21 protein-coding genes and 2 pseudogenes are annotated in these 23,520 nt (G+C 56.7%); 10 read left to right on the top strand and 13 right to left on the bottom strand.

Translation table 11 applies throughout. From position 1 onward, the window contains the following. Positions 1-310: 310 nt before the first annotated feature. The 3 genes from AC0JZ8_RS01975 to AC0JZ8_RS01965 all read left to right on the top strand — a co-directional run bounded on the left by AC0JZ8_RS01975 (position 311) and on the right by AC0JZ8_RS01965 (position 2,405). Positions 311-526, top strand: a complete 216-nt coding sequence (locus tag AC0JZ8_RS01975; protein ID WP_471891539.1) for a hypothetical protein — start codon at positions 311-313, stop codon at positions 524-526. Positions 527-713: 187 nt separating this feature from the next. After that, on the top strand, positions 714-1,301 hold the full coding sequence (locus tag AC0JZ8_RS01970; protein ID WP_471891538.1) for a PAS domain-containing protein: 588 nt from the start codon (positions 714-716) through the stop codon (positions 1,299-1,301). A gap of 861 nt (positions 1,302-2,162) precedes the next feature. Next, positions 2,163-2,405: a DUF982 domain-containing protein gene (locus AC0JZ8_RS01965; RefSeq protein ID WP_471891537.1), complete on the top strand. Its 243-nt coding sequence runs from the start codon at positions 2,163-2,165 to the stop codon at positions 2,403-2,405. On the opposite strand, the gene AC0JZ8_RS01960 is transcribed toward AC0JZ8_RS01965, so the two are convergent. Beyond that, a complete protein-coding gene (locus tag AC0JZ8_RS01960; RefSeq protein WP_471891782.1) occupies positions 2,376-2,579 on the bottom strand; it encodes a hypothetical protein in 204 nt (67 codons plus the stop codon). The two genes, AC0JZ8_RS01965 and AC0JZ8_RS01960, sit on opposite strands and share 30 nt — an antisense overlap. 1,027 nt (positions 2,580-3,606) lie before the next feature. Then, positions 3,607-4,353 carry a TetR/AcrR family transcriptional regulator gene (locus AC0JZ8_RS01955; RefSeq protein WP_471891536.1) on the bottom strand — a complete coding sequence of 249 codons (747 nt, stop codon included), beginning with the start codon at positions 4,351-4,353 and terminating at the stop codon, positions 3,607-3,609. 26 nt (positions 4,354-4,379) lie between these two features. Here AC0JZ8_RS01955 and AC0JZ8_RS01950 point away from each other — a divergent pair, with 26 nt between their 5' ends. From AC0JZ8_RS01950 to AC0JZ8_RS01940, 3 genes are all read left to right on the top strand, one after another. Further along, positions 4,380-5,273: an NmrA family NAD(P)-binding protein gene (locus AC0JZ8_RS01950; protein ID WP_471891535.1), complete on the top strand. Its 894-nt coding sequence runs from the start codon at positions 4,380-4,382 to the stop codon at positions 5,271-5,273. Between the two features lie 22 nt (positions 5,274-5,295). Next, entirely contained in the window at positions 5,296-6,450 is a 1,155-nt protein-coding gene (locus AC0JZ8_RS01945) for an epoxide hydrolase family protein (RefSeq protein WP_471891534.1), read from the top strand. A gap of 445 nt (positions 6,451-6,895) precedes the next feature. Continuing rightward, the gene (locus tag AC0JZ8_RS01940; protein WP_471891533.1) at positions 6,896-7,384 is read left to right on the top strand and encodes an RrF2 family transcriptional regulator; all 489 of its coding nucleotides are present in this window, start codon (positions 6,896-6,898) and stop codon (positions 7,382-7,384) included. On the opposite strand, the gene AC0JZ8_RS01935 is transcribed toward AC0JZ8_RS01940, so the two are convergent. The 4 genes and pseudogenes from AC0JZ8_RS01935 to AC0JZ8_RS01920 form a co-directional block, all read right to left on the bottom strand. Beyond that, positions 7,319-8,392 carry a mechanosensitive ion channel family protein gene (locus tag AC0JZ8_RS01935; protein ID WP_471891532.1) on the bottom strand — a complete coding sequence of 358 codons (1,074 nt, stop codon included), beginning with the start codon at positions 8,390-8,392 and terminating at the stop codon, positions 7,319-7,321. The genes AC0JZ8_RS01940 and AC0JZ8_RS01935 overlap by 66 nt on opposite strands. Before the next feature lie 66 nt (positions 8,393-8,458). After that, positions 8,459-8,881, bottom strand: a pseudogene (locus AC0JZ8_RS01930) (cupin domain-containing protein). 55 nt (positions 8,882-8,936) lie between these two features. Continuing rightward, a complete protein-coding gene (locus tag AC0JZ8_RS01925; RefSeq protein ID WP_471891531.1) occupies positions 8,937-9,689 on the bottom strand; it encodes an SDR family oxidoreductase in 753 nt (250 codons plus the stop codon). A gap of 65 nt (positions 9,690-9,754) precedes the next feature. After that, positions 9,755-10,233 (bottom strand): annotated as a pseudogene (locus tag AC0JZ8_RS01920) (carboxymuconolactone decarboxylase family protein). A gap of 128 nt (positions 10,234-10,361) precedes the next feature. Here AC0JZ8_RS01920 and AC0JZ8_RS01915 point away from each other — a divergent pair. Further along, complete coding sequence (locus AC0JZ8_RS01915; protein WP_471891530.1) at positions 10,362-11,258, top strand: LysR family transcriptional regulator; 897 nt, start codon at positions 10,362-10,364, stop codon at positions 11,256-11,258. Between the two features lie 190 nt (positions 11,259-11,448). Here the strand turns inward: AC0JZ8_RS01915 and AC0JZ8_RS01910 are convergent, their stop codons facing one another. The 4 genes from AC0JZ8_RS01910 to AC0JZ8_RS01895 form a co-directional block, all read right to left on the bottom strand. Further along, the gene (locus AC0JZ8_RS01910; RefSeq protein WP_471891529.1) at positions 11,449-11,589 is read right to left on the bottom strand and encodes a hypothetical protein; all 141 of its coding nucleotides are present in this window, start codon (positions 11,587-11,589) and stop codon (positions 11,449-11,451) included. Positions 11,590-12,189: 600 nt separating this feature from the next. Continuing rightward, positions 12,190-12,579, bottom strand: coding sequence for a response regulator (locus tag AC0JZ8_RS01905; RefSeq protein ID WP_471891528.1), 390 nt, complete (start codon positions 12,577-12,579; stop codon positions 12,190-12,192). Between the two features lie 46 nt (positions 12,580-12,625). After that, entirely contained in the window at positions 12,626-13,804 is a 1,179-nt protein-coding gene (locus tag AC0JZ8_RS01900; RefSeq protein ID WP_471891527.1) for a PAS domain-containing sensor histidine kinase, read from the bottom strand. Continuing rightward, complete coding sequence (locus tag AC0JZ8_RS01895; RefSeq protein ID WP_471891526.1) at positions 13,804-14,592, bottom strand: alpha/beta fold hydrolase; 789 nt, start codon at positions 14,590-14,592, stop codon at positions 13,804-13,806. The genes AC0JZ8_RS01900 and AC0JZ8_RS01895 overlap by 1 nt, the downstream gene beginning before the upstream one ends. 746 nt (positions 14,593-15,338) lie before the next feature. Here AC0JZ8_RS01895 and AC0JZ8_RS01890 point away from each other — a divergent pair. Next, entirely contained in the window at positions 15,339-15,539 is a 201-nt protein-coding gene (locus tag AC0JZ8_RS01890) for a hypothetical protein (protein ID WP_471891525.1), read from the top strand. A 300-nt stretch (positions 15,540-15,839) separates the two neighbouring features. Here the strand turns inward: AC0JZ8_RS01890 and AC0JZ8_RS01885 are convergent, their stop codons facing one another. Next, positions 15,840-16,190 carry an ArsR/SmtB family transcription factor gene (locus AC0JZ8_RS01885; RefSeq protein WP_471891524.1) on the bottom strand — a complete coding sequence of 117 codons (351 nt, stop codon included), beginning with the start codon at positions 16,188-16,190 and terminating at the stop codon, positions 15,840-15,842. Positions 16,191-16,931: 741 nt separating this feature from the next. Beyond that, positions 16,932-17,096 (bottom strand): hypothetical protein, encoded by a 165-nt coding sequence (locus tag AC0JZ8_RS01880; RefSeq protein WP_471891523.1) that lies wholly within the window; start codon positions 17,094-17,096, stop codon positions 16,932-16,934. A gap of 98 nt (positions 17,097-17,194) precedes the next feature. On the opposite strand from AC0JZ8_RS01880, the gene AC0JZ8_RS01875 reads away from it, so the two are divergent. Beyond that, positions 17,195-18,208: an IS110 family RNA-guided transposase gene (locus AC0JZ8_RS01875; RefSeq protein ID WP_471891522.1), complete on the top strand. Its 1,014-nt coding sequence runs from the start codon at positions 17,195-17,197 to the stop codon at positions 18,206-18,208. A 468-nt stretch (positions 18,209-18,676) separates the two neighbouring features. Here AC0JZ8_RS01875 and AC0JZ8_RS01870 read toward each other — a convergent pair whose 3' ends face one another. Continuing rightward, the gene (locus AC0JZ8_RS01870; protein ID WP_471891521.1) at positions 18,677-20,881 is read right to left on the bottom strand and encodes a sensor domain-containing phosphodiesterase; all 2,205 of its coding nucleotides are present in this window, start codon (positions 20,879-20,881) and stop codon (positions 18,677-18,679) included. Between the two features lie 374 nt (positions 20,882-21,255). Here AC0JZ8_RS01870 and AC0JZ8_RS01865 point away from each other — a divergent pair, with 374 nt between their 5' ends. Next, positions 21,256-23,184 (top strand): methyl-accepting chemotaxis protein, encoded by a 1,929-nt coding sequence (locus tag AC0JZ8_RS01865; RefSeq protein WP_471891520.1) that lies wholly within the window; start codon positions 21,256-21,258, stop codon positions 23,182-23,184. The last annotated feature ends 336 nt before the right edge of the window (positions 23,185-23,520 follow it).

Here is a 23,520-nt window from a genome sequence, read left to right as displayed (position 1 = left end):
TCATTCCTCTAGCCAGGTCTGTTTCTCGCCGTACAGTTAACAGTCGTTGAACGGGGGTTTGAGGTACAGCCAAGCCCAAAAGAATTGAAACACAGCTGTTTGTTTTCTCTAGCGGAATCAAGACGCTGGTTGAGCTCAGCGTACCGACATACGATCGACCGTCTGTGAAAACTCAGCTCATACGACACATTGCGTTCGAGACGCAATATATCCTGGCCAAACAGGATCTTCGGTTGAACGTGCTAATACGGTGACTGCAATGCCTCGTAACGTCTAGGTAGCAGATTTGAATGGAGTACAAGTGTAATACTTGGCGATGGAACAGAACGGTCCGCTGATGAACGACGCGTTCAATTTTTTCGCCCATGAAGGCGAGCTTGCCCATCTTATCGCGTCTTTTGACTGGGGCTCCACGTCTGTTGGAACGGTCGAGACGTGGCCGCAAACGATCCGCACGGTTGTTGCGCTGATGCTTCTGTCGTCGGTTCTTGACCCTCTGGTACGACGATGGCGTGATGATCCATAACGACGCGTATTCGGTTTTCGCCGGTGGGCGGCATCCGCAGCTCCTGGGCTCAAAGGTCCGTGAAGGATGGCCAGAGGTCGCCGACTTCAACGACAACGTCATGAATGTCGTCCTCTCCGGCCGCACCCTTGCGTACACTGACTAAGAGCTAACCCTGCATAGGACTGGTCGGCCCGAGCAGGTCTGGATGAATCTCGACTACTCGCCCATCATCGACAAGAGCGGTAGGCCTTGTGGGGTCATGGCGGTGGTAGTGGAAACTACGGACAAGGTGAAGGCCGAGGTACGGCTCCGTGGGGAGCAGGCCCGCCTGATGCGGATGTTCGAGCAGGCCCCCGGCTTCATGGCGCTGCTTGCGGGACCGGAGCACACCTTCGAGATGGCGAACGACTCTTATTTGCGCTTCATCGGCAAAAAACGTGACGCGGTCATCGGCGAGAAGCTTATGAAGGCGCTGCCGGAATTGAAGCGGCAGGGCTACCGGGAGCATCTCGACGACGTCCTGGAGACGGCGTCCCCGTACCATGGTCGCGGCTCCGTCGTGCGGCTGGAGCGCGACGGGGTGATGGAGAACCGGATCGTCGACTTCGTCTTCCAGCCGGTAGTGGCGAACGAAGGTCATGCGGTTGGCATCTTCATCCAAGGCCACGACGTGACTGAACAACATGCCGCCGCGAATGCCCTGCGTCGCGAGACGCGGCTTCTTGGCGTCCTCAACAAGCTCGGGAGCTACATCGCCGCCGAGCTTGACCTGAAAAGCTGGTCGAAAAGGTGACAGAAGCAGGCGTTGCTCTGACGGGCGCTCAGTTTGGCGCCTTCATCTACAACGTCCTCAAGGAGAAGGGTGAAGCTATGTGCTCTACTTTCTCGCTGGTGTGCCACGTGAGCACTTCTCAAAATTCCCTATCCCGCTCAACACCGAGAATTTTTGGCCGACCTTCAACGGCGAGGGCGTCGTCCGCTCCGACGACATAGCCAAGGATCCTCATTATGGAAAAAAGTGATCCACATCGCGGTATTCCGGCGGGCCACCTGCCGGTCTGCACCTATCTTGCCGTTCGAGTCCGCTCCCGTTCCGGCGAAGTGATCGGCGGGCTTCAACAAGCATCAGAGCGCAGGACGGAGTTTTTCCACGAAAGGAGCAGGGTTCCAGCGTGACATAAGCAGTTACACCGTCCAAGCGACAATCGGTCTGGCTGAGTGCGTGAGCTTCGGCGTGAAACTGGCCCCGCGCGTGGGTGTAGCCTTCTCAATACCGCGCCTCCACGCACCAAAACGCAACCGACGGGTGGATTAGGAAGACAGGCCGGGAGAGCTTGTTGCGAAACGAGCAAGGCTTGCTTCATGAAGCGGTCGTCGGCGCTTTTGCTTTGAGCACGAAAAGTCATTCCTCAGCCCCTCAGCCAGATCTTGGGCCACGGACTCCCAGTACTGATCAACTTGATATGGCGTCCTTAGGTACAATGCTGGAATCCCGGTATGGTGTCCGCTCAGCTAGTCTCACGCCGGTCAGTATCTGCAGTCTACGGTGACGACGGTCCGCATCGTATTCATCAGGCTCAAAAGAATGAAGGACAGCGATGGACATGCGGTCCCCACGCCCTAGATTTTATCTTCGTTATCCAGGGAGGAGAACATGCAAAAATTGTATTGGGAGAAACCGGTAACCGTAGCGATACCTGGTGTAGGCCTGCAGAACGTAGGGGGTCCTTTTGAAGCTCTGGCCCTTCTCACGGAAGGCTGGCCCACGATGGCTGGACGTCATTTCATCCGGGCACGTCTGACATGCAAGGCGGCTCTCGCTAATCGAGCAACGCTCGAACAAGCGCGACGCGAATTTGAAAAAGCATCACAGGAAGCAAACCGTTTCCTGAGCTAGAACGATGGTGCGGCTGGTGGCAATGTCGTCATTTTCAGTGTAGCCCATATTTACGGACCGGTCTGCCAGGAAACGCAGATAAGGCCGGCGCTCGCCCGGCTCCTTACCCGTGGAGGCGGCGCTCCAAAACCCGGCTGCCAGCGTCGTGAGGTCGGAGCCATATGATGTCGACACTGCAAGCCTGCTTGATAGCTGCGCTCTTGATCTTGACCGGATTATGGAAGTTAAGCCGAACTTCCTCGATGAGGATCCCGATCACGAGAACGACGACCATATCACCAGCTTTCCCGCTTGTGGAGCGAGAGCCGATGGACCCTGACAACTTCATCAACTGGATGCAGTCCACTGTCCATGAATCCGGGCAGATGCCTTACAGATTAAAGGCATCATTTCCTTTGCGGGAGACAACGATCGCTTTGTCGTTCAAGCCGTCCGCATGCTTCTCAGGGGCGATAGCCAAGGGCACCCGTAGCAACAATTAGAAAAATGCGCTCAACAGTTACCCGCAGCGCTACCTATCATACCGCATCAGCCTCGGTGCGACTTCTCCTGCCCCGGATAGGCCGGCGGACATACTGGACCGGTACACGTCGGGCTAGTCCCACCGGAAAGAGTCGCAAGCATCGACAACACAGCAATCGGATCCGACGAGTAGAGGATCTGTTGCGCGGAGCGGCGAGTCTTCACGAGCCTAGCTGCCCGAAGCCTAAATAGGTGCTACGCGAGCGCTGACTGTGATAGGTTCAGGTCGGTCGCCAATGAAGTCACATCCCACTCCTGCTGGCTGATCCGCTCCAGGATTCCTAGGCGCACGAGGTTCGACATCAGACTGAGCAGTTTTCCAGCTACCTTGCAATCAAATTTGTAGGAGAGACTTTCAATTCCAGGCAAAGTTCATCTCCGTTATTGAATTACTTGCCGACGACCATGCGCGAGATCCTATTTCGAGCTCAGAACGAAGTCATCAGGACAATGAAGTCGCCACGTTCAAACTTCAGTGTCAGGTCACCTCGTTCACAGTTGGTTAGAGATCGGACGCGATGCGCATCCGTTAGTCTGCCATATCGGCAGGTGCTAGTTTCGATGGTCGGCATCGATTTATGTGTCGGCCGTGGGCACGTCTTGAGATGGAGTGCGAGCCGAGCGCCCGCAATCTGATATATACGCCGCAGGCAGGCGAGCATCACCGGGCGGCCTATGCTCATTGCCCGGATGCCGTCTCGTCCAGGAAGCCGAGGCGCTCAAGCATCACCAGCGCGAATTCGATCTGCCTGGTCACGGCATCTGCTGACGTTAGCGCATCGCGGCCCGAAAGAGCGGCAAGAATGACCGGGGCGAATGTCAGGTCCAGAAAGCGTTCTGCCAATTCCCGTGCCTTTGCATGTCTGTCGCTGCCTGCGCTATCTTGCACAAGCGACCGCGCGACCATGTCGACGACACTGGCTCTCGCCATATCATCGACCTGCCTGATCAGATCAGGACTGCGTCTGGCCTCGGTTAGGAAGAGGCGCAGCAATTCCAAGGGGATCGGCGAAAGCGCTTGGGAAAGGATCGCCTTTCCCACCAATGCCAGCCTCGATTTCACTGTGCCCGCAGGATGGTCCGCAATAGCCAGCTTGAAAGTCGTGCTTTCGACCGCGTGCTTCACAACGGCTTCGAAGAGAGCGTCCTTGCCGGAATATCTGGAATAAAGACTGGCCTTGCCGACGCGAGCCCGAGCTGCCACGGCGTCGCAACTGGTGGCCGCCACACCCTTTTCAAGAAATAGTTCGGTTGCAGCCGAAAGTATGCGCGCATCGACCTCTCCTGCTTCTTCACGTCGGGGGCGACCAACGCGGGGTGCTGTGTATCGTTCGTCATGAGTCATTTTCTGACCATAAATGAAGCCAGTCAAAATTAAAACTGAACTGTACCGTTCCATTATTTTTGGAAAGCTGTATGTGTCCATTCCGTGATCGATGGAAAGGCTAAGAGATGCAGAGCAAAACAGTGGTGGTGGCGGGGGCGACGGGTGACCTCGGTGAGCGGGTTGCGCGAGCCCTGGTTCGGAAGGGCGCCGGTGTGCGCGTGATCGTGCGCGGAGCGACCTCGGCGGATCTGCGCCAGCGCCTGCAAGCTATGGGTGTTGCTCTTGTAGACAGCAGCTACGATGTGCAGTCTCTCAAGGTGGCCTGCGAAGGGGCCGCCTGCGTGGTCTCTGCGCTGAACGGCCTGGAGGATGTGATCCTCGGTCAGCAGGGCGCGCTGCTCGATGCGGCGGTCGAAGCAGGTGTTCCCCGTATCATCCCCTCGGATTTCTCCCTGGACTATACCAAGACCATAGCTGGCGAGAACCGCAACATGGACCTGCGCCGCAGATTCCGCAGTCATCTCGATGCGGCCCCCATTCGAGCGACCTCGGTGCTGAACGGCGCGTTCTCGACGGTGTTGACCGAGGATGCTCCGATCCTACTGCCCAGGGTGAAGCGTGTCTTGTACTGGGGCGACGCGGATCAGCCGCTCAACTTGACGACCAAGGATGATGTCGCCGAGTTTACCGCTGATGCTGCCCTGGATGACCAGGCTCCGCGCGATCTGAGGATCGCCGGCGGCACTGTCTCGCCCCTACAACTTGCAGCAATAGCCACGGAAATGTCAGGCAAGGCGTATCGTCCGCTGAGAGCGGGCGGTCTTGAGCGCCTCGGGCTGGTGACCCGCATCGCCCGCACCCTGGCTCCTTCTCATGGCGCCGTTTTCCCGCCCTGGCAGGGGATGCAGTATCTCCGAGACATGATGAGCGGTCGCGGCGAACTCTCGCCGCTTGATAACGCGCGCTACGGCAAAACCGACTGGACGGACATCAGGACGATGATTTCCGGATTGGTCTAACACTCATTGAACGGATACCATCATGCACACCTTTGTTAGACCCTTCACGCTCGAGATTCCGCAACGCGAACTCGATGATCTCGCAGACCGGCTCGAACGGACGCGCTGGCCGGATACCTCTCCTGTCGAAGACGGGAGACAAGGTCCGCCGCTCGCCAAGATCCAGTCCTTGGTGAACCATTGGCGAACTGCCTATGACTGGCGGCGGTGCGAAGCGCTGCTGAATTCACTGGGGCAAAGCCGCACGGAAATCGACGGCATCGACATCCACTTCCTGCATATCCGATCGCAACACGCCGACGCGATGCCCTTGTTGATGACGCATGGCTGGCCTGGCTCCGTTTTAGAATTCCGCCACGTGATCGACCCGCTGGTCAACCCCACGGCGCATGGCGGCACGGCCAAGGATGCCTTTCATCTGATCATACCGTCGATGCCGGGCTTCGGATTTTCGGGAAAACCTGACGAGCCGGGCTGGGATACCACGCGCATCGCGTCCGCTTGGGCGGCGTTGATGATGCGGCTGGGCTACGAGACATGGGCTGCCCAGGGGGGAGACTGGGGCGCACTGGTGACGCTGACGCTCGGCCACATGTGTCCACCTGGACTGGCCGGCATTCACTTAAACTTCGTGCCCTTCCAACCGACCGAAGCGGAAATCGCGCAGGCCTCGCCGGAGGAAAAAGCGATGCTTCAAGCCGCCGGACGCTATGACGCGGAGTATTCAGGCTACATGAAGCTGATGGGCACGCGGCCACAGTCGGTGGCTTTTGGCCTTTCGGATTCACCCGTCGGTCTGGCAGCGTTCATCTACGCGCTGTTCCAGGATGTCTCCGACAGCGGCGGCAATCCCGAAGCCGTCTTCTCGCTGGATGAGATCATCGACGACATCATGCTTTACTGGTTGCCCAACGCGGGCGCGAGCTCGGCTCGCCTCTACTGGGAAGGCATGCAGGCCATGCGAAAGGGCGGGATGCCACAGGCGAAGATGCCGACACCGACCGGAATCAGCATGTTCGCAGGCGAACAGGTCCGTCTGTCTCAAAGATGGGCCGAAAGCCGCTTCAGCAACCTGATCCACTTCGGTGAACATCCGCGCGGCGGGCACTTCGCAGCGCTCGAGGCGCCTGACAACCTTGTGTCGGACATCCGCTCGACCTTCCAGATGCTGCATTGATGCGGTATCTGGGGCACGTGTAGCATGAAGTACTTGGCACGCCCGTGTGAACCTGGAATCAGGTTGCCCGGACTCACCCCTAGTCTGTTTCACCCCAGCGCGCAGACGACCGCTTGAGCCTCGATCCGGAAGTGGCCGAGTATCGTCAACTTGGCGGGCTGGCGAAGTTAGTTTCGGCTGTCCGACCTCACGTTGCGACTAGGCGGCCATAGGGCTCCCGGCAGCTTCGCGCCTTCAATTCGGACGTTGCCGCAATCTGAGCGCGTCACCAAATGCAGACGGCCACGACGGCGAGCTCGTTTTCTCGCAAATCATGCTGGTCGGATGGAAGCGCATCCGCATCGTCCTCACGAACGCTCTCCTGTCGCCTCCATTTACAGCAGACAGAAATAGGGATACCATGTGTCCTTAATAGCTATCACGCTGTACACTGCGGAACGAATTGATGATCTTAAAAAGCCAGGTCGAGTGGGCGCTGCACTGTTGTGCCATCCTCGCGGCTCTGCCCGAAGGGCGCTATCTGTCGACCAAGGCGCTTGCCGAATTTCACGGACTGCCGAAGGAGTATCTCTCCAAGGCATTACAGAGCCTGTCACAGGCAGGCCTCGTCCATACGACGCTTGGGCCTTCCGGCGGGTACCGGTTGGCGCGGTCACCCGATGATTTGACGGTTCTCGACATCGTCGAAGCCGTCGAGGGAAAGTCACGCACCTTCGTCTGCAACAATATCAGGGCCAACAATCCCTGCCGACCCGCCGGCTTCTGCGACACCAGCCCCTGCGCCGTCGCGCGCATCATGTGGGAAGCTGACGAGGCGTGGCGCAGCAAGTTGCGCAGCGTGCGGCTGTCCAGTCTGGTAGAAACTCTGTCACAGGAGGTCCGCGCCGATATCTGGGGCAAGACCTTTGAGTGGGTGATGGATCGCGCCGGCTGATCGCGCCTGCGGCAGCCCGCCTGTATCCGCACTCTCCGGCAGGGATGGAAGCGGGTAAAAATAGCTTTGCGGCATGGCCAGTTGGAGGCCACTCTCCCTGCAATGCTGGTGAACGAGATTGATGACGTCGTTTCTGGCCGCTGTCCGGTGCAGGGGGTCGGCGATGCGGAACTGCAGTTCCACTTCGATAGCCACCGCGTCGATGGATTTCAATGCAACGACTGCCACGGCCTGCCTGACGATACTTCCGCAGGACCCAAGAACCGTCCTCATGACCTCCTCAACAAGGCTCGGCTGGTGGATCGACGCGATCCGCACGCTCAGGGTGATGAGATGCGTCTCGTCCGGCCGGGTCAGATTGGTGAGCGCGACCTTGGCAAGGATGCTGTTCGACAAGACGACGACATTGTGCGCGCTGGTCAGCAATTGCGTCGAGCGCCAGTTGTTCTCGATGACGCGTCCTTCCGTGCCGTCGGCAAGCTGGATCCAGTCACCGATGCCGAAGGGTCGCCCGATTGTCAGGGCAACCCCTGAGAAGACGTCGCCCAACGTGTTCTGCAGGGCAAGGCCGAGGATGACGGCCACTGCGCCGGAGGTTGCAACGAGTGTGCCGACCGGTGCGCCGAAGACGAAACCGAGGATTGAGAGCGACACACCTACATAGACCACGGCAACCATCAGGTCCTGCAGCAGCCGCGCCTCGCTTGGCCGACGGTCGAGGACGGTAGTGCGCACAGCGCCGATCATCGACCATGCAAGATGGGTCCACCAGAGCACTCGCGCGGAGGTCGCCAGAAAAGCCGGCATATCTGGAGCTTGGGGCGTTCCAGCCCGATAAGGCAGAATGCCGCCGAGCCCCAGCATGCCGGTCATTGCGGCAAAGAACCCGATCTGAATGATCAACCTCGCCTTGGGGCGATTGCGACCCTGCAGGTGCCAGACGATGATCCCGCAGAGGCCGAGCAGGTTCACGGAAAGAAGCGGAATGAAAGAGGGATCTTCTAGCATGGTCGGTCTCCGCTGTCGCAGGACGACGAGGCCGGGAACCGCTGGCGGTACCCGGCCCTGAAGACCTTACTTGTTGATGGGGAAGGTCAGGTCCTTCTGGTCGGTATCGACCACGAACTCCGCCAGTAGCTTTGCTTTCTATGACTTGCTGCCGTTTTCGCTGACGCCGTGACGGTCACCCGGCATCTCGGAAAAGCTTTCGCCTGCGCGATAGGTCTTGACCGGGCCGCCATTGACCTGGCTGCGGATCGAGCCTTCCAGGACCGTGGCGTAGATGAAGGCCGATTGCGGATGGGTATGGGCTTCGGAAAACCCACCGGGACCATATTCCACAAGAACGCCCCTGATGCTCTTGCCCGGAACATTCGGCAGCGCATGTTCGTAGACAAGCGTCACCTTTGAGGCATCGCCACTGGCGCTGTCATGAGCCGAGACCGTGCCGATCGTCATGGCGATAAGCGCGAGGGCTGAGAAAACTGATTTGATCATGGGAAACTCCGTTGGTGGTTTGCGCCCGCACGACCACCGCGCAGGCCAGGATTGCTCACTTGCGGGCGGATGTGGGGAACCACTGTTCGAAGGTGATCTTGCCGAGACGCGGACCGTTGTCCGAGACTAGCGAGCCATCCTCCAGCCGGGCGCCAAAATAGCGGGCCTCCGTATCCGGTACGACCGTGCGGACATCTCCGGTAGCTTTCAGATAGCGGGCGACGAGATCGGACAACCTTGACCGCTCCGGTCCTGCGATTTCGATGGTGCCGCTGACGGGTGCGGCAAGCGCCACGTCGGTCATGGCGTCCGCGACTTCGTCGGAGGCGATCGGCTGCACAAAGGCAGGAGACAGGTGGACGCTGTCGCCCACCGTTCCCAACTGGGCAATGCCGCCGAGGAATTCCATGAACTGCGTCGGTTGGACGATGGTGTAGGGCATGCCCGACGCCTTGATCAGCGTCTCCTGGGCAAGCTTGGCGCGGAAATAGCCGCTTTCCTGAAGCCGCTCGGTGCCGACGACGGAGAGCGCGATGTGATGCTTGACGCCAGCGATCTTCTCGGCGGCCAAAAGGGTGCGCCCCGAGATCTCGAAGAAGTCCATGACGGCCTTGTCTTCGAAGGACGGCGAATTGGCGAGGTCGATAACGACTTCCGTGCCTTCGAGGGCCTCGGTAAGCCCTTCTCCGGTGATCGTGTTGACGCCGGTGTTGGGGGATGCGGCAATCACTTCATGGCCGAGGCGGCGGAGGCGCTCGACAGTCTTTGAACCGATCAGGCCGGTTCCGCCGATGATAACGATCTTCATAAGTCTTCTCCGTTCGCGGACACGATGTGCCGCGTTGATGATTGAGGTTGGCTGCAAGGGATGGGTTAGTTTAGGCCGACTTTGTCGAGGCCGTAGGCTTTGTCGGAGATCCGGGCACGACCTTAAAAGCGATGCTGGCGCGCTTCCAAGCGTTGATGGTCATGATCGAGAAGGTCAATTCGCTGATTTCCTTCTCCGAAAGCTGGCCGCGGACGCGCTCGTAGAGGTCGTCGGGAATGCCACCTTCCGGTAGCTTCGTGACGGCTTCGGTCCAGGCAAGTGCTGCACGCTCGCGGGGAATGAACAGGTTGGATTCCCGCCAGATGGCGACGTGGTAAAGGCGCAGCTCGCTCTCGCCGTGGATCTTGGCTTCCTTGACATGCATGTCGAGGCAGAAGGCGCAGCCGTTCATCTGCGAGGCACGGATGTGCACGAGGTCATGGATTTGCTGTTCGATGACGCCCCCGTTCATGGCGGCTGTCAGTTCCATGAGCTTTTTGAAAAGCTCCGGCGATTGCTGTGCGTAGTTCAGGCGCTGGGGCATGTCTCGTTTTCCTATTAAGGATATTGAATGTCCTCGTGGACTCACAGTATCCTTAATAGCTGGACGTGCAAGCACTTCCCGCATAAGCTGCGGACATAAGCTTTATGTCTAGAAGTATGGGGGACCGGATGGACATCGTATCGGCGTTGAGAACGTTTCTGCCCGTGGTCGAAACCAACTCATTCTCAGCGGCGGCCTTCGACCTCGGCTTGACCCAGCCGGCCGTATCCAGACAGGTTTCAGCACTCGAAGCGCATCTGAACACGCGTCTTCTTCACCGCACCACAAACGCGATCGCGCTGACCGTTGAGGGCGAGAAGATGGTGACGATGGCGCTGGGTGTAATCGCAGCAGTGGAAGCGTTAGGAGATACCGATTGTGCAAAGAGTGGGCCTGTATCCGGAAAGGTCAGGCTGAGCCTACCGGCGCCGCTCGGCCTCTATATCAGCGACCGTCTCCCAGCGCTTCTGGATGCCCATCCGAACCTGATTGTCGAGCTGATTTTCCGCGAAAGCCCTTCCGATCTGGTAGGCGAGGCGATCGACGTCGAGGTGCGCCTCGGGGTGGTTGGCGAAAGCAGCCTGATCTGCCGGCGCATCGGCTGGACGACGGCCTGTCTGGTGGCGGCCCCTTCCTACCTTGTGAGACGCCAGCCTCCCCGCACGCCGGAAGAGATCATCGGCCACGACTGCATCTGCTACAGCCGTGGCGGAGACGGGCGGTCCTGGTCGTTTTCCAACGGCGCAGACAAACTCCAGGTGCGCGTCACGCCGCGTCTCATCGCCAACAGTTCCATGGCTGTTCATCGGGCAGCCCTGGCCGGAGGCGGACTGGCAATGCTTTCGCATATTCTCGCTGACCAGGATGTAGCGTCCGGCCGGTTGATTTGGCTGATCCCCGACTTCCCGCCGGCCCGACTGCCCATCCATGTGGTCTATCCGTCCCGCAGAAACATCCCGCTCCGCGTCAGGACAGTCCTCGAATTCCTCGTTGATGCGGTTAGCGCTGATGATTTAATGGCTTGACACAGTGCGCAATGTTGAGTGTGGCCGCCACTAGGCCGTCCGAAAATCATCGCGACATCAGCGAGGCGATTGTCCAGGTCTCGATCAACTGCACCCTCACAAAGTAGCAGTTCTGACGTCCGGCTACACCAAGGCGAGCAAGAGGAAATGATTCCCGATTCGCGCTTCCAAGTCGGTCATAGAATTCATTCTAAAATCTCACCAGAAGCAGACATGATCTGCTGTGGCATACAAGGCCGACCTTCTTGACGTTGCGACCGCAGACGTCGTCGGTGACCTCCCACGGACGTTCCGAGATCCGGTTGGATTTTGTCGGAACCAGGATCGTCATCACCGAGCGCTCCGTTGCGGGAAAGATAAAGCTGGCGGACACCGAGATCGCATCTCTGGCTTTTGACGATACGGGCATACTGCGCGGTGCGGGCCTTACTTCTCGATTCAGTGCAGAGGTGGAACACGGTCAGAGCGCGCCCTCGTGGTTTACCGATGCTCATCCTGCTGTTCTCCAAATTATCGGCCACCAGACGCCGCGTTCGCCGTTAGGGTTCCGATAAGAGTCGTTCAGCGTTTCCAATCTATTCTCGTAGCGGAAGTTCGCAGTTGCGCAGTTGCCTCACCACACGGCAAAAATTTCAGTCCAGCCTGTTCACTTCATGGCATCCGACCACGGAGTCGACTTAGGATCGCCGTTACCTGCTAACTTACGCAATCCTACTGCCCGCAAAAATATATCGCATCATGAGGATGACAGTCGCCACATGAGCCGGACAACTGCACACCCTGGCTTGTCCGTTTTGAAGCGGCTGCGGTCTTCCCCTTCTCGCCAATAGGAGACGTGGAGATCGACTGCCGTTGCCCACACGGGCAGACTGATGAGATTAGGCTCCTTAGCGAGCTATCCAAAAAAGATGCAATGATTAAGTCGTGCCGATCATGCAATAGGGCAAAGCTCCTGAAGCGTATCCAGCACTAGCCGCTGGTTGAGCGGCTTGCTCAGAAACTTTGCGGTATCCGGTAGCGCACCCAACGGCGGGATGATAGCACCGGAGGCGACAATGACGCTAATATGTGGCCACTGCTCGCCTACGTATTTGGCGAGGTCAAGGCCGCCCAAATTTCCTGGCATCTGGATGTCGGTGAACAGGAGCATGAGCGAGCTGTGCTTCTTGAGGAATTTATAGGCTTCATCGGCGGTTGACGCTTCTATGACGTGATAGCCCGCATCAGCCACAATGTCTGCCGTGTCCATACGAATGAGGGGTTCGTCGTCAACGACGAGAGCTATGGGTTGCGGCAGCGATGCGAAGGTTTCTTTGTCCATGTACAGAAAGCCGCCAACAAGTTTTGCGTTCCACAAAGCCTAGGGTTTATTCGTTGCCGGGCTCCAGCGGGATGTCAGGCTTCTCTCGTGTCGTCGGCATCGTGAAGGTGAAACGGGTCTCTTTGTCGTCTGATGCCACGTTCAACACTCCACCATGAGCCCGCGCAATCTCCGAGGAGATGTGCAGTCCAAGGCCCAGGCCCTCCTGGCTACCGTTCCGGTCGCCTCGGAAGAATGGCTCGAACAGGTTGAGCTGTGCGTCGGTCGGGATCGGGACGCCGCCGTTCGCGATCCAGAGTTCAAGGTGACCATCGGAAACGGACGCGGAGAGCCGGACGGGCTCGTCAGGCTTTCCATGTGACAACGCGTTGGCGACGAGGTTGGACACGAGCTGCGCGATCCGGCTCGCGTCGAATTCGATATCGTCCTCGATGCTGAAAACCGTTTCCAGGTCGCGCTCTGGGTGGGCGGCACGAAGCTCGTCCAAAACCTGACGTACCACTGGCTCGAGCGGCTGCATCTGAGTTGCGAGAACCAGGCCACTGCCAAGGCGGACACGCGCGAAATCGAGCACGTTGTCGATCAGCCCCGACATCCTCGAGACACTGCCTTGCATGAGATCGAGAACGCCTCCGCCGCGCGGGGTCAGGGTCTCTTTTCTCAGAAGACGGACCGCCGCGCTCATGGAAGCGAGAGGGTTGCGGAGGTCATGCCCAAGGATGGCGATAAACTGCTCCCTGAGTTCGGAATTCTTTCGTTCCGTATCCAGTTCCGTTTTGATGGCGGCACCCGCCGCATCGGAGGCGACCCGCGCCTCGACGAGTTCACGCTCGTACCGACGACGCTCGACAGCCTGAAACAGCGTCACGCGTGTGAATATCAGCTTGCCCGCGTCGTCTCGGCGCTCCAGCGCATTTGCAAGGACGGGGAGCTTCTTGCCATCGGCAGTGATCAGGTCGAGGGCAACTTCGTTGAAGAATCCCTGCATACGAAGGAGCGGCGCGAAATGCGTTTCGTAGAAGATACGCCCCGCCATGTTCAGGAGGTCGCGGAGGCGCTTTCCAAGGAGTTCTTCCGCAGGGATGTCCAACCAAAGGGCCAGCGTCCTGTTGACCTTGACGATACGCCCGTCAGGCTGAAGCGACAGGTATCCGCATGAGGCGTTCTCGTAGAGGTCGTCCAGGTCTTCCGTCGATGTCGGTCTGGCTGTATCTGCCGCCGTCATCAGACAAAACACCTGATCGCCGAGATAACCTCGTCAGGAGCGCTGAGATTCGGGCAGTGGCCGCTCGCATCAAGCATCACCAGCTCGCTGCCCGGAACCATTCGGTGTACGTATTCACCGACCTCCTCGGAGGCGATGATGTCGTCACGACACTGGAGGATGATCGTCCTCGCCTTGACCTTGGGAAGGTCCGCGCGGTTGTCGGAGGTAAAGGTCACCCTCGCGAACGCCTTGGCGATCTCCGGGTCAGTCCGGCAGAACGAGTTCGTCAGTTCCTGCCCGAGTTCCGGCCGTTCCGGATTGCCCATGATCGCCGGGGCCATGGCGGCCGACCACCCCAGATGGTTGTCGTCGAGCGATTCCAGCAGTTCGTCGATTTCGGCTGCCTTGAACCCCCCGACGTATTCGCCATCGTTGATATACCGCGGCGAAGGACAGACCAGGATCAGCATGTCGAATAGGTCCTGTGCCTTCAACGAAGCCATGACCCCGATCATCGCGCTGACGGAATGGCCGACGAAGACCGCGTTCTTCAGGCCGAGTTCGCGGCCGATTCCGACAACATCGTCGGCGTAGCCTTCCAACGAGGCGTACTTGTCGCTGTCGTAGGAAGAGAGGTCTGACTGTCCCGCGCCCACGTGGTCGAACAGGACTGTGCGGAAATCGTCCTCGAAGGCGGGCGCTACAAAGCGCCACATGTTCTGGTCGCACCCAAACCCGTGCGCGAACATCATGGTACGCGAACCGCTACCGTGAGACTGGACATTATTACGGCTTAAAACAGGCATCGCTATACGTGGCAGCTTCCAACCCTTTTTGCTAGTTCCCTTCGTCAAAAAGGATTGATCAAGATGTCAAATTTTCCTCAGGGTACGGCCATTTCTCGTATGGACCGCACGATTGCCGCAGAGTTGTGGGGCAGGTCGAGCGCATCATAAGACAGTAGTGGTTGACTCATGTCACGGGAAAGAACATAACCAGAACATAGCCCATCCTGACTAGGTGCGAGATGTCAGTTCGAAGCGATCCCGTCTACTCCGATCCCACCGAAACCGCTCTTGCCGAAGCTGTCCTCGCAGCCTACGGCGGCGATGCTCGTGCCGCTCTCGCCGCCATCCTTATGGACGCCAGATTCTATCACGACCAATTACTCGTCGCTTCGACATTCCTTAGCCGTGGTGCCTCCCGAGGTTGGGCTCCTAAATTCGAGCGGGATTGACCATGGAGTGCGTGGAAGCCGTCCTAGAGCGCTTGCGTAACCTTGGATTAAAGCCTGGCGATAATGTCGCTATCTTTTCGGTTGGTGCGACGCTCATAGACCTGGGCTTCGACCCGGAAGCAGTCCTGGACGCTGTCCGGCTGCTTGACGCTCAAAAGGTCGTCCGGGTCATGCCCGGAAATCTGATCCTGCTACTGAAGCCGCTGTAGAGAGCATATTCGTCTAGTCTAATCATAAGCCTGTCTGACGGGCGAGACTCGTTTTTTCCCGGTCTTCAGACTAAGTGTAGCAACCCACAGAGACCAAGGTACATACATGATCAACACCTACATCGTGAAAGTCTTCGAAGACGATGTAGAGCGCGTGTTCTTATGCTCGATGGTGATGCTATCGCCGGACGGTCTTTACCTGGTGAGCCAGGACGGCAGTGAGCATCGTTTTCCGGCAGGCGACTTGATCGGGATCGAGTCTGTCAGATCGCATGCCGAAGTCGCAGACCTTTGGGATAGGCGCTGAGGCTTCGCAGGAGCTCTGCCTCGACCCAAAGAAAAAGCCCTTGCCGGGAGCCGTGGCAAGGGCTTTCTAATTTAAGCAGACACAGGATGACCGGGGGAGGTGGAGCCGTGTCTGCTGCAGCTTCTAATTCAGAAGCAGTCAGAAGGTTCCGTTCAGGTCTCGCAGTCTGAGATTGTTGACCAGAGCATCCATACGTCAATCTTTATATAGTCAGATTTGGATTTAGTCCGCGAAGCCGATAACGAAAGGCTCGAAGCACGGTAAGTAGGCACTCTGACATCCTTACGCCCCTTGTCGAACTCATATCGTGGCTGAGGTCTCGCTCGCCGTTTCCGCGGTGTGCGGAGAAGGAACGACGATTTCAAATACGTCATACAGTTTAGCCAGAATCATCCTGACCTCCGGAGAATCACATCTGTAGTAGATCGTGTACCCGTCGCGTCGGGTCTGCACAAGATCCGCTCTCTTGAGAACGGCCAGGTGCTGAGACAAGGCCGACTGTCCCATGTCCAGCATGACTGCCAGTTTCCCCACGGACGTTTCGCTTCGACTGAGGACGTCGAGGATCAGCATACGCTTCCTATTGCCCATCGCGGTCAGAAGGCTCGAAGCCATGACGATCTCGGCTTCCGAGAGTTTGGTCGTATGCATTTTAAATTCCCGTCGTGACGCATCTAATGATGCGGTGCCCAGATTACGCTGTGTGCAGAGTTTGGTTCCTCAACCACCGATATCGATGTCGCCGGGTTTGGCGCGTCCGGACAAGCCCAAGGTGCACGCGGCCTGGGCTCGCTTAGTCCCCTTGTGGGCAAAGTCATCGCCCGGCAGGTCATGGGAGGCGACGATAGGGGGAACCGTTGCGCTTTCAGCGAGCGTGATACGGGGTTGGCATCCATGCAAGCCGTTATCGCGCTGGATTACGAACCGTAACGGTAGCGATACACGTGGGGAACCAGGCGAGTAAAAGATGGCGCAACTCCAGATGCACTATTGAGTTCGGCAGTGGTCTTCGATCAACATGCTGAGGTTACGATCGTGCCCAAGTATCGTTTTCGTGTTCGCGACAGAAACAGACGCGTGCTTGCAGAGGACGAGATAGACGAACGCGATCAGGCATCTGCGCGAGCAGCCGTCAGGTTCGCTGTTGCATTGTTCCTTGCAAGTCACGGCGGCGAGATTGGCGCATCGGTCGAAATCGATGATCCAAGCGGCAGGACAATCGCTCGAATGCGTTTGGATTGAGCGGGAAATAACATAAGGCGGCCACGGTTCGACGAAACCCCAGGCTTCGAACGGCCGATCCGCAGCGAGTGTCGCTCAAACCCATTTTCCACGCCTAGCGCTTGACACTCGGGAGCGTAAGTCCGGTCAGGAAGCGGCAACAGATGAGCTCTAGTGGCTGGACTTCGCGACATACGAAACGAATTCAGCTCGCGACATGGCGCGACTGAACAGCCAGCCCTGCCCGAAGTCGACATGCCTGTTGCTGAGGTATTCAGCTCGATCCGCACGTTCGACGCCTCCGGCAACGATCGGAACGCCAAGCGACTTCACCATCTCGACGATATGAACTGATGGGGTGGATGTCCCCTCCGGCCGGCATCGGAGTATGATGCCTGCCCAGCGCCATGGTGGCGCTCACGGAGGAAAGGCAGATGACACAGGTGCATATCCTTGCGATCGACCTCGCGAAGCGAAGCTTCCAAGTCTGCGGAACGGATCGCGGCGGCGCGGTTCTATTCAACCGGCTTCTCTCGCGAGCTCGATTACAGCAACTTTTGAATGAGCAGTCGCCGTGCATCGTCGCGATGGAGGCCTGTGCCACCAGCCATTTCTGGGGCCGCTTTGCTCAAGGCTGTGGCCATAATGTACGGCTAATTCCACCGATCTACGTGAAGCCATTTGTCAAACGGCAGAAGAACGACGCAGCCGATGCAGCAGCGATCGCTGAGGCTGCACAGCGACCGAACATGCATTATGTCGAGGTCAAGAGCGCTGAACATCAGGCGCGCGCGGTGGCGTTTCGAACGCGCCAGTGCTTCGTGCGCCAGCGCACCCAGCTCATCAATGCGTTGCGTGGGCACCTCGGCGAATTCGGGATCGTCGTTGCTCAAGGACCAGCCAACCTCACTGCGGTTGTGGGCATTCTGGCCGATGAGACAAATGATCTCCCTGCGGCAGTCAGAGAGATTGGTGCGCTTTACCTGGACCAGATCAAGCTGCTGACCGAGAAGATCGACGGCCTGATGCTGAAGCTTCGAGACGCAACCAAGGCGAATGAAGATATGCGTCGACTTTGCACCGTTCCCGGCGTCGGCCCCGTAACCGCCGGCGCGATCCTCGCGTTTGCTCCCGATCTTCGTGCATTCAAGAGCGGCCGGAACTTTGCTGCTTGGCTCGGCCTTGTGCCCAGGCAACACTCAACGGGTGGCAAGACACGACTGGGCGGTGTCAGCAAGATGGGGCAGACCGACATCCGAAAGCTCCTCATCGTCGGAGCCATGAGCCTGATCCGCTGGATAGTGCGCAAGGGCGTGTTACCGGACAACTGGCTTGGAGCAATTCTTGGACGAAAGCCGCGGATGGTGGCGGCTGTCGCGCTCGCCAACAAGATGGCGCGCATCATATGGGCAATGATGACCAGGGAGCAGAATTACAGAATGGCGTAATCCGCTGCCTTTCTCGAAAGGCAATGCGGTGATGCCTGGGGCCAAAAGCCCCGGTAGGAAGATCGACTGACGGAACGATGCGGAAAGGACTTCAATGTTCAGAATGGGGTAAACCAGTCCCGGCGCTCGAGCAAAAAGCTCTCTGAACCGATGTGGCCCCTATTCTTCGAACTGCATCCCGGCCCGTGGCTAATCAGGCCACATCGAGAGGCCTGACACACGACCGATAGAATTCCTCGTTCGCAGACAGCCTTCAAAAAAATCTTCTTGCCAAACCGGGGGCATCCACACACGCGCCGGGTTTACCGGAGGCTCCAACTTCTAAGAAAAGTGGAGTCATCATGAGCAAGACAACGAACAAGTTTTCACCTGAAGTCCGTCAACGTGCCATTCGTATGGTGCTGGATCACGAAGCCGAGCATGGCCGCATAACTCAAACGAAATGGCCTCCGGCAAACCCGGCGCGGTTCAAATTGACTCGTAACGACGTAACATAGTTTGGGTCGAAGCAACCTGCGCGTATCGTTTAGTGAAATCACTCGCGGTCGTAGGGCGCCCGTAGAGATAACCCTGTCCCTCATTGCATGAATACTGCCGCATCAGTTGTTCCTGTGCAACGGTCTCAATGCCTTCGGCGATCACTTCAAGATTGAATCCTTGAGCAAGCTTGGTAACGGCTTCAACGATAGCTTCATCTTTTTTGTTGCGGTCAGCGCCGCTTACAAATGACCGATCGATTTTCAAGCGCGTGACCGGATACGCCTTTAACAGGCTTAATGACGCGAAGCCAGTTCCGAAGTCATCAAACGCAATTCCAACGCCGATCGACCGAAGATGACGTAGGGGCTCCATAATTCGCTGTTCATTTCGCAGAATTATATTTTCAGTTATCTCCAACTCCAGCGCCGTAGCCGGTAAGTGGCTGTCGGAAAGCGCAGCCTCGACCGTCTTCGCGAAATCTCGTGTTCGGAACTGAGCAGCAAACAGATTGACGCCGATCCTAAAATTCTCGTAACCAGAGTTCCGCCAAAGCGCTGCTTGCTCACATGCCGTCCGCAATATCCATTCGCCCACCGGAACAGCAAGAAGGCTCGTTTCCAAAACGGGCAAGAAGGCAGCGGGCGAGACGATACCATGGGTCGGATGGTTCCATCTTATTAACGCTTCTGCACCCGCAATGCTTCCATCACTGAGTTTGATCTGAGGCTGGTAATAAAGCTCAAACTCCCGATTTTCCCAAGCTTGCCGGATCGAGAAGCTAAGCATTCCTTTTTTTAAAGCCGTTTGACGGAGCTCAGGGGTGAAAACACGGATGAGGTGGCGACCGTCAGCCTTGGCTTGATAAAGAGCCATATCTGCGTTCCCAAGCATCTGCTCACTGTCGTCTTCAGAACCCGATTTGAGAGAGATGCCGATGCTTGCTCCAATGTAAATGGGATCGTTGTCGAACTCTATAGGTTCTTCAATTACCGAGATGAGCTTTGAGGCAAGCTCTCTGGATTTCAGAGGATCCACTGATCCTGACATCAGAACAACAAACTCGTCCCCGCCCAGCCTAGCTACCATTTGGTCGGCAGGAACGGTTTCACGGAGACGACGGGCTATAACCTTAAGAACAAAATCTCCAGCGGAGTGTCCAAGCGTGTCGTTTACATCTTTAAAGCCATCCAGATCAATCAGTAGAAGCGCTGCTGTCCCTTGGTTATCAAAGGCGTCCTGAAGACCCCGCTTCAAGCTTGATCTACTTGAGAGACCAGTAAGGTGGTCGTATTCGGCAGCATGTTTTAGCTGCTTAACTGCTTCCAAACGGCTCGAAATGTCGCGAATGATGGCACCAAACTGCGGCTCTCCTGCCTCGCTCCACTGCGATAGGGAGAGCTCTATTGGGACGTCGGACCCGTCACGGCGCCTTGCCGTCAAATTGACAGAGGTCCCTATGATCCGGGCGGGTCCGCCGGAAGATACTCTGGCGAGACCCGCCCCGTGTCTGGCGCGCATCGCGGCCGGCATGATAATGTCGAGCGGCTTCCCAAGCGCTTCATCTGCAGAATAACCAAAAATGTGTTCCGCAGATGCATTCCATGACGTGATCTGGTTCTTGCCGTTTGCGCAGATGATGGCGTCTGGAGACGTAGATGTGATGCTGATGAATCTATTGCGGCTAGTCTCGCTATCACGTTGAAGCCTGCGCAATTCCATTCTTTCGAGCGCCATTTCTGCAAGGTCTTGAAGTACTCGCCGGTCACGATCCGAAAACCTTTCTCTCGGCTTTTGATCGATCAAGCATAAGCTTCCAAGCGCGTGACCTTCCGAGGAGATGAGTGGCGCCCCGGCGTAGAACCGAATGTTTGGATGCCCGGTAACTAACGGATTCGACTGAAAGCGGGGGTCCTTCGATGCATCCGGGATCACAAAGACTTTAGATTCCATAATTGCGAAAGTACAAAATGAAACGTCTCGGCTCGTTCCGCAGACATTGAGACCGACCCGAGCTTTGAAAAATTGCCGATCCCGATGCACCAACGAGATCAAAACCGTCGGCACATCAAATATCCGCGACGCCATCTGTATTATGTGGTCGTATTCACGCTCAGGCGCCGTGTCCATCAGCGCGAAAGTATCCAGCACCTCGATCCGCTTTACGTCGTCGTCAGGTATTGGATAGGATCTCATTACACTCGCTCGCAGGGTTTGTGTCGCAAGCAAAAGCGAAAAAGCTTAATTCACGGTAACTTGCAGGAAAAATTTAGACGCTCGGTAGTTTCACAGGAGGATTACGCGCCAAAATTCATTTTGGACAACTGCTCCGAGCTGAGTACGGGAGCTTCACTATCCGATTTTTGAAGCATGAGGTACTGGCTAACAGTGTGACGACTAGAAAACCTGGAGATATTAGAGCATTTGCATAAATATAGCTTGCTTTACGGTTTAATTGATTAGAAATGGATAGAGTTTATGGATCTGTATTCCGATACGGCAGGCTATGAAGGCATGCTCCACTGAGTCTAGTCTATCCAGATGGATTGGGTAGCTGCGTTGAGGCTGTCATGTCCATTCTTGAAAATGTGAAAATCAAAACCAAAATTCTGTCTGTCATCATCCCGATCTGCGTTATCGGAATAGGAGGGGCTTTGACCCTCTCCAACAGTTTACAACAGGCCGACGAGGAATATTCGACTTTCATCGAACGAGATAACGGTGCATTGATCGGCATGGCCCGCTCAAGCCAACGCTTGATGGCGATCGGCTACGATGCTTACCAGATTGTCGCATATGATGTCTCAACGCCTGCGTTCGCGGCTGCAAAAGCCGATTACGAGGAAAGCTCGGGGCGTCTCTTGGCGCGTTTGGATGAAACAGAAAAGATGATCCCTGAGCAAGCCGCTCAACTCGATGCCTTCCGCAAACAATACACCGAAATTCTCAAAGTGACAGCGAAGGCGGTGGCCTTTGGTTCTAATAGCCAAGACAAAGAAGCATTCGAGCAATTGGCTTTGGCTGACGCCATGATTGGAAATGCTGTCAAGGATGTTCGTAATTGGATAGATGCGAGCACAAAAACTGTTTCCACCAGGAGTGCTGCACTGTCAGCGAAGACGGATTCAACGGTGCATAATACTCTCGCCGTCCTCGGCATTATTTTCGGGATTTCCATCATTGCTGCTTTGTTTATCTCGTCGCGCGGGATCACGGGCCCGATCGAGAAGCTGCGGGAACGGATGAACGCTCTGGCAGGTGGAGAGACTGCAACCGAGATCAGCGGACTTGGCCGGCGCGACGAAATCGGTCAAATGGCAGCTGCAGTGGCGATCTTCCGAGACAACGCCGTCGAGCGTATTCGCCTCGAAGGCGAGGCAGACGCTAACCGTAGCATGTCGGAAAAAGATCGTTCTGAGCGCGAAGCTCTGAAAGCTAAGGAAGCTGCCGATACAGGATTTGCGGTTCGTGAGCTGGGAACTGGTCTTGAGCATTTGGCAGATGGCGATGTCAGCTACCGACTTGACCACGCATTTGTCGATGGTTTGGACGGTCTGCGCAGCAATTTCAACAGCGCGGTCACAAAGTTGCAGGACGCCCTCGTTGCCGTCAAGCAGAATGCGGTGGGTATCGATGCTGGTGCAAACGAGATCCGTTCAGCGGCGGACGACCTGTCGCGCCGCACGGAACAGCAAGCTGCCTCCGTGGAAGAGACAGCTGCTGCCCTCGAACAAATAACGACGACGGTCAAGGATTCGACCAAACGGGCCGAAGAGGCAGGAAACCTCGTTGCACGCGCTCGCACAGGCGCTGAAAAATCCGGGGAAGTGGTCAAAAGTGCCGTCGCGGCTATGCAACAGATCGAGAAGTCGTCGAGCGAGATCAGCAACATTATCGGCGTCATTGACGAGATTGCTTTCCAAACCAATCTTCTTGCCCTGAACGCGGGTGTTGAAGCTGCACGCGCTGGGGAAGCTGGAAAGGGTTTTGCAGTTGTCGCCCAGGAAGTCCGTGAACTCGCCCAGCGTTCTGCACAGGCTGCGAAAGAGATCAAAGCTCTGATTGTGTCATCCGGTGAGCAGGTTAAAAATGGGGTTCAGCTTGTTGCGGAAACAGGTACGTCTCTTCAGACGATCGTGAGTGAAGTTCAGGAAATCAACCGCCACGTCTCGGCGATCGTAGAATCTGCCCGTGAGCAATCGGTGGGCTTGCAGGAAATCAACACCGCTGTGAACACGATGGACCAGGGGACTCAGCAGAATGCTGCGATGGTGGAGGAATCCACTGCCGCAAGCCACAGCCTGGCAAAAGAAGCGGCTGCTCTCAACGAACTTTTATCTCGTTTCAAGCTCGCCGAATATGGTTCGTTGGAAAGGTATTCACAACAGCCCGTATCGTCAAAATCGCGAGCCGCCGCATCTACCGCCCGCATACTGGGAAGACCGCTGAGCAGTGCGTACAATGGTAACGCAGCTCTGAAGGAATGGGAAGACTTCTAAACGCTACCGCCCACAAGCTTTCGTGGTGCACAGATGATAATATAGAAAAATTTTAGCCATAAGAATGAGTGACCGTCGAGCCAATTTGTATTGTGTGAGGCTCGACGGTAACCCACAAAAACTATATTTTCGCAAAAGGCACACTAGTCAGTGTTGGCGAGCTATAGACAGAAAGTACGGATATAATCTTAGCCGTTTCCTTCACCGATACTCAAGTTTGAAAGTAGAGTGACAGGTCAGCTCCGTTCGATTTTTGGCGTAAGAAGTCATTATTTGTAGCGTCGAAATTAGAGATGCTAATATTTCGCGACTTGCAAGATTCTCGTCATCATGGCT

This window comes from Velazquezella soli, assembly GCF_977018685.1.
The sequence above is the reverse complement of the archived record's forward strand: the minus strand, read 5'-3'. Positions and strand labels throughout refer to the sequence as shown.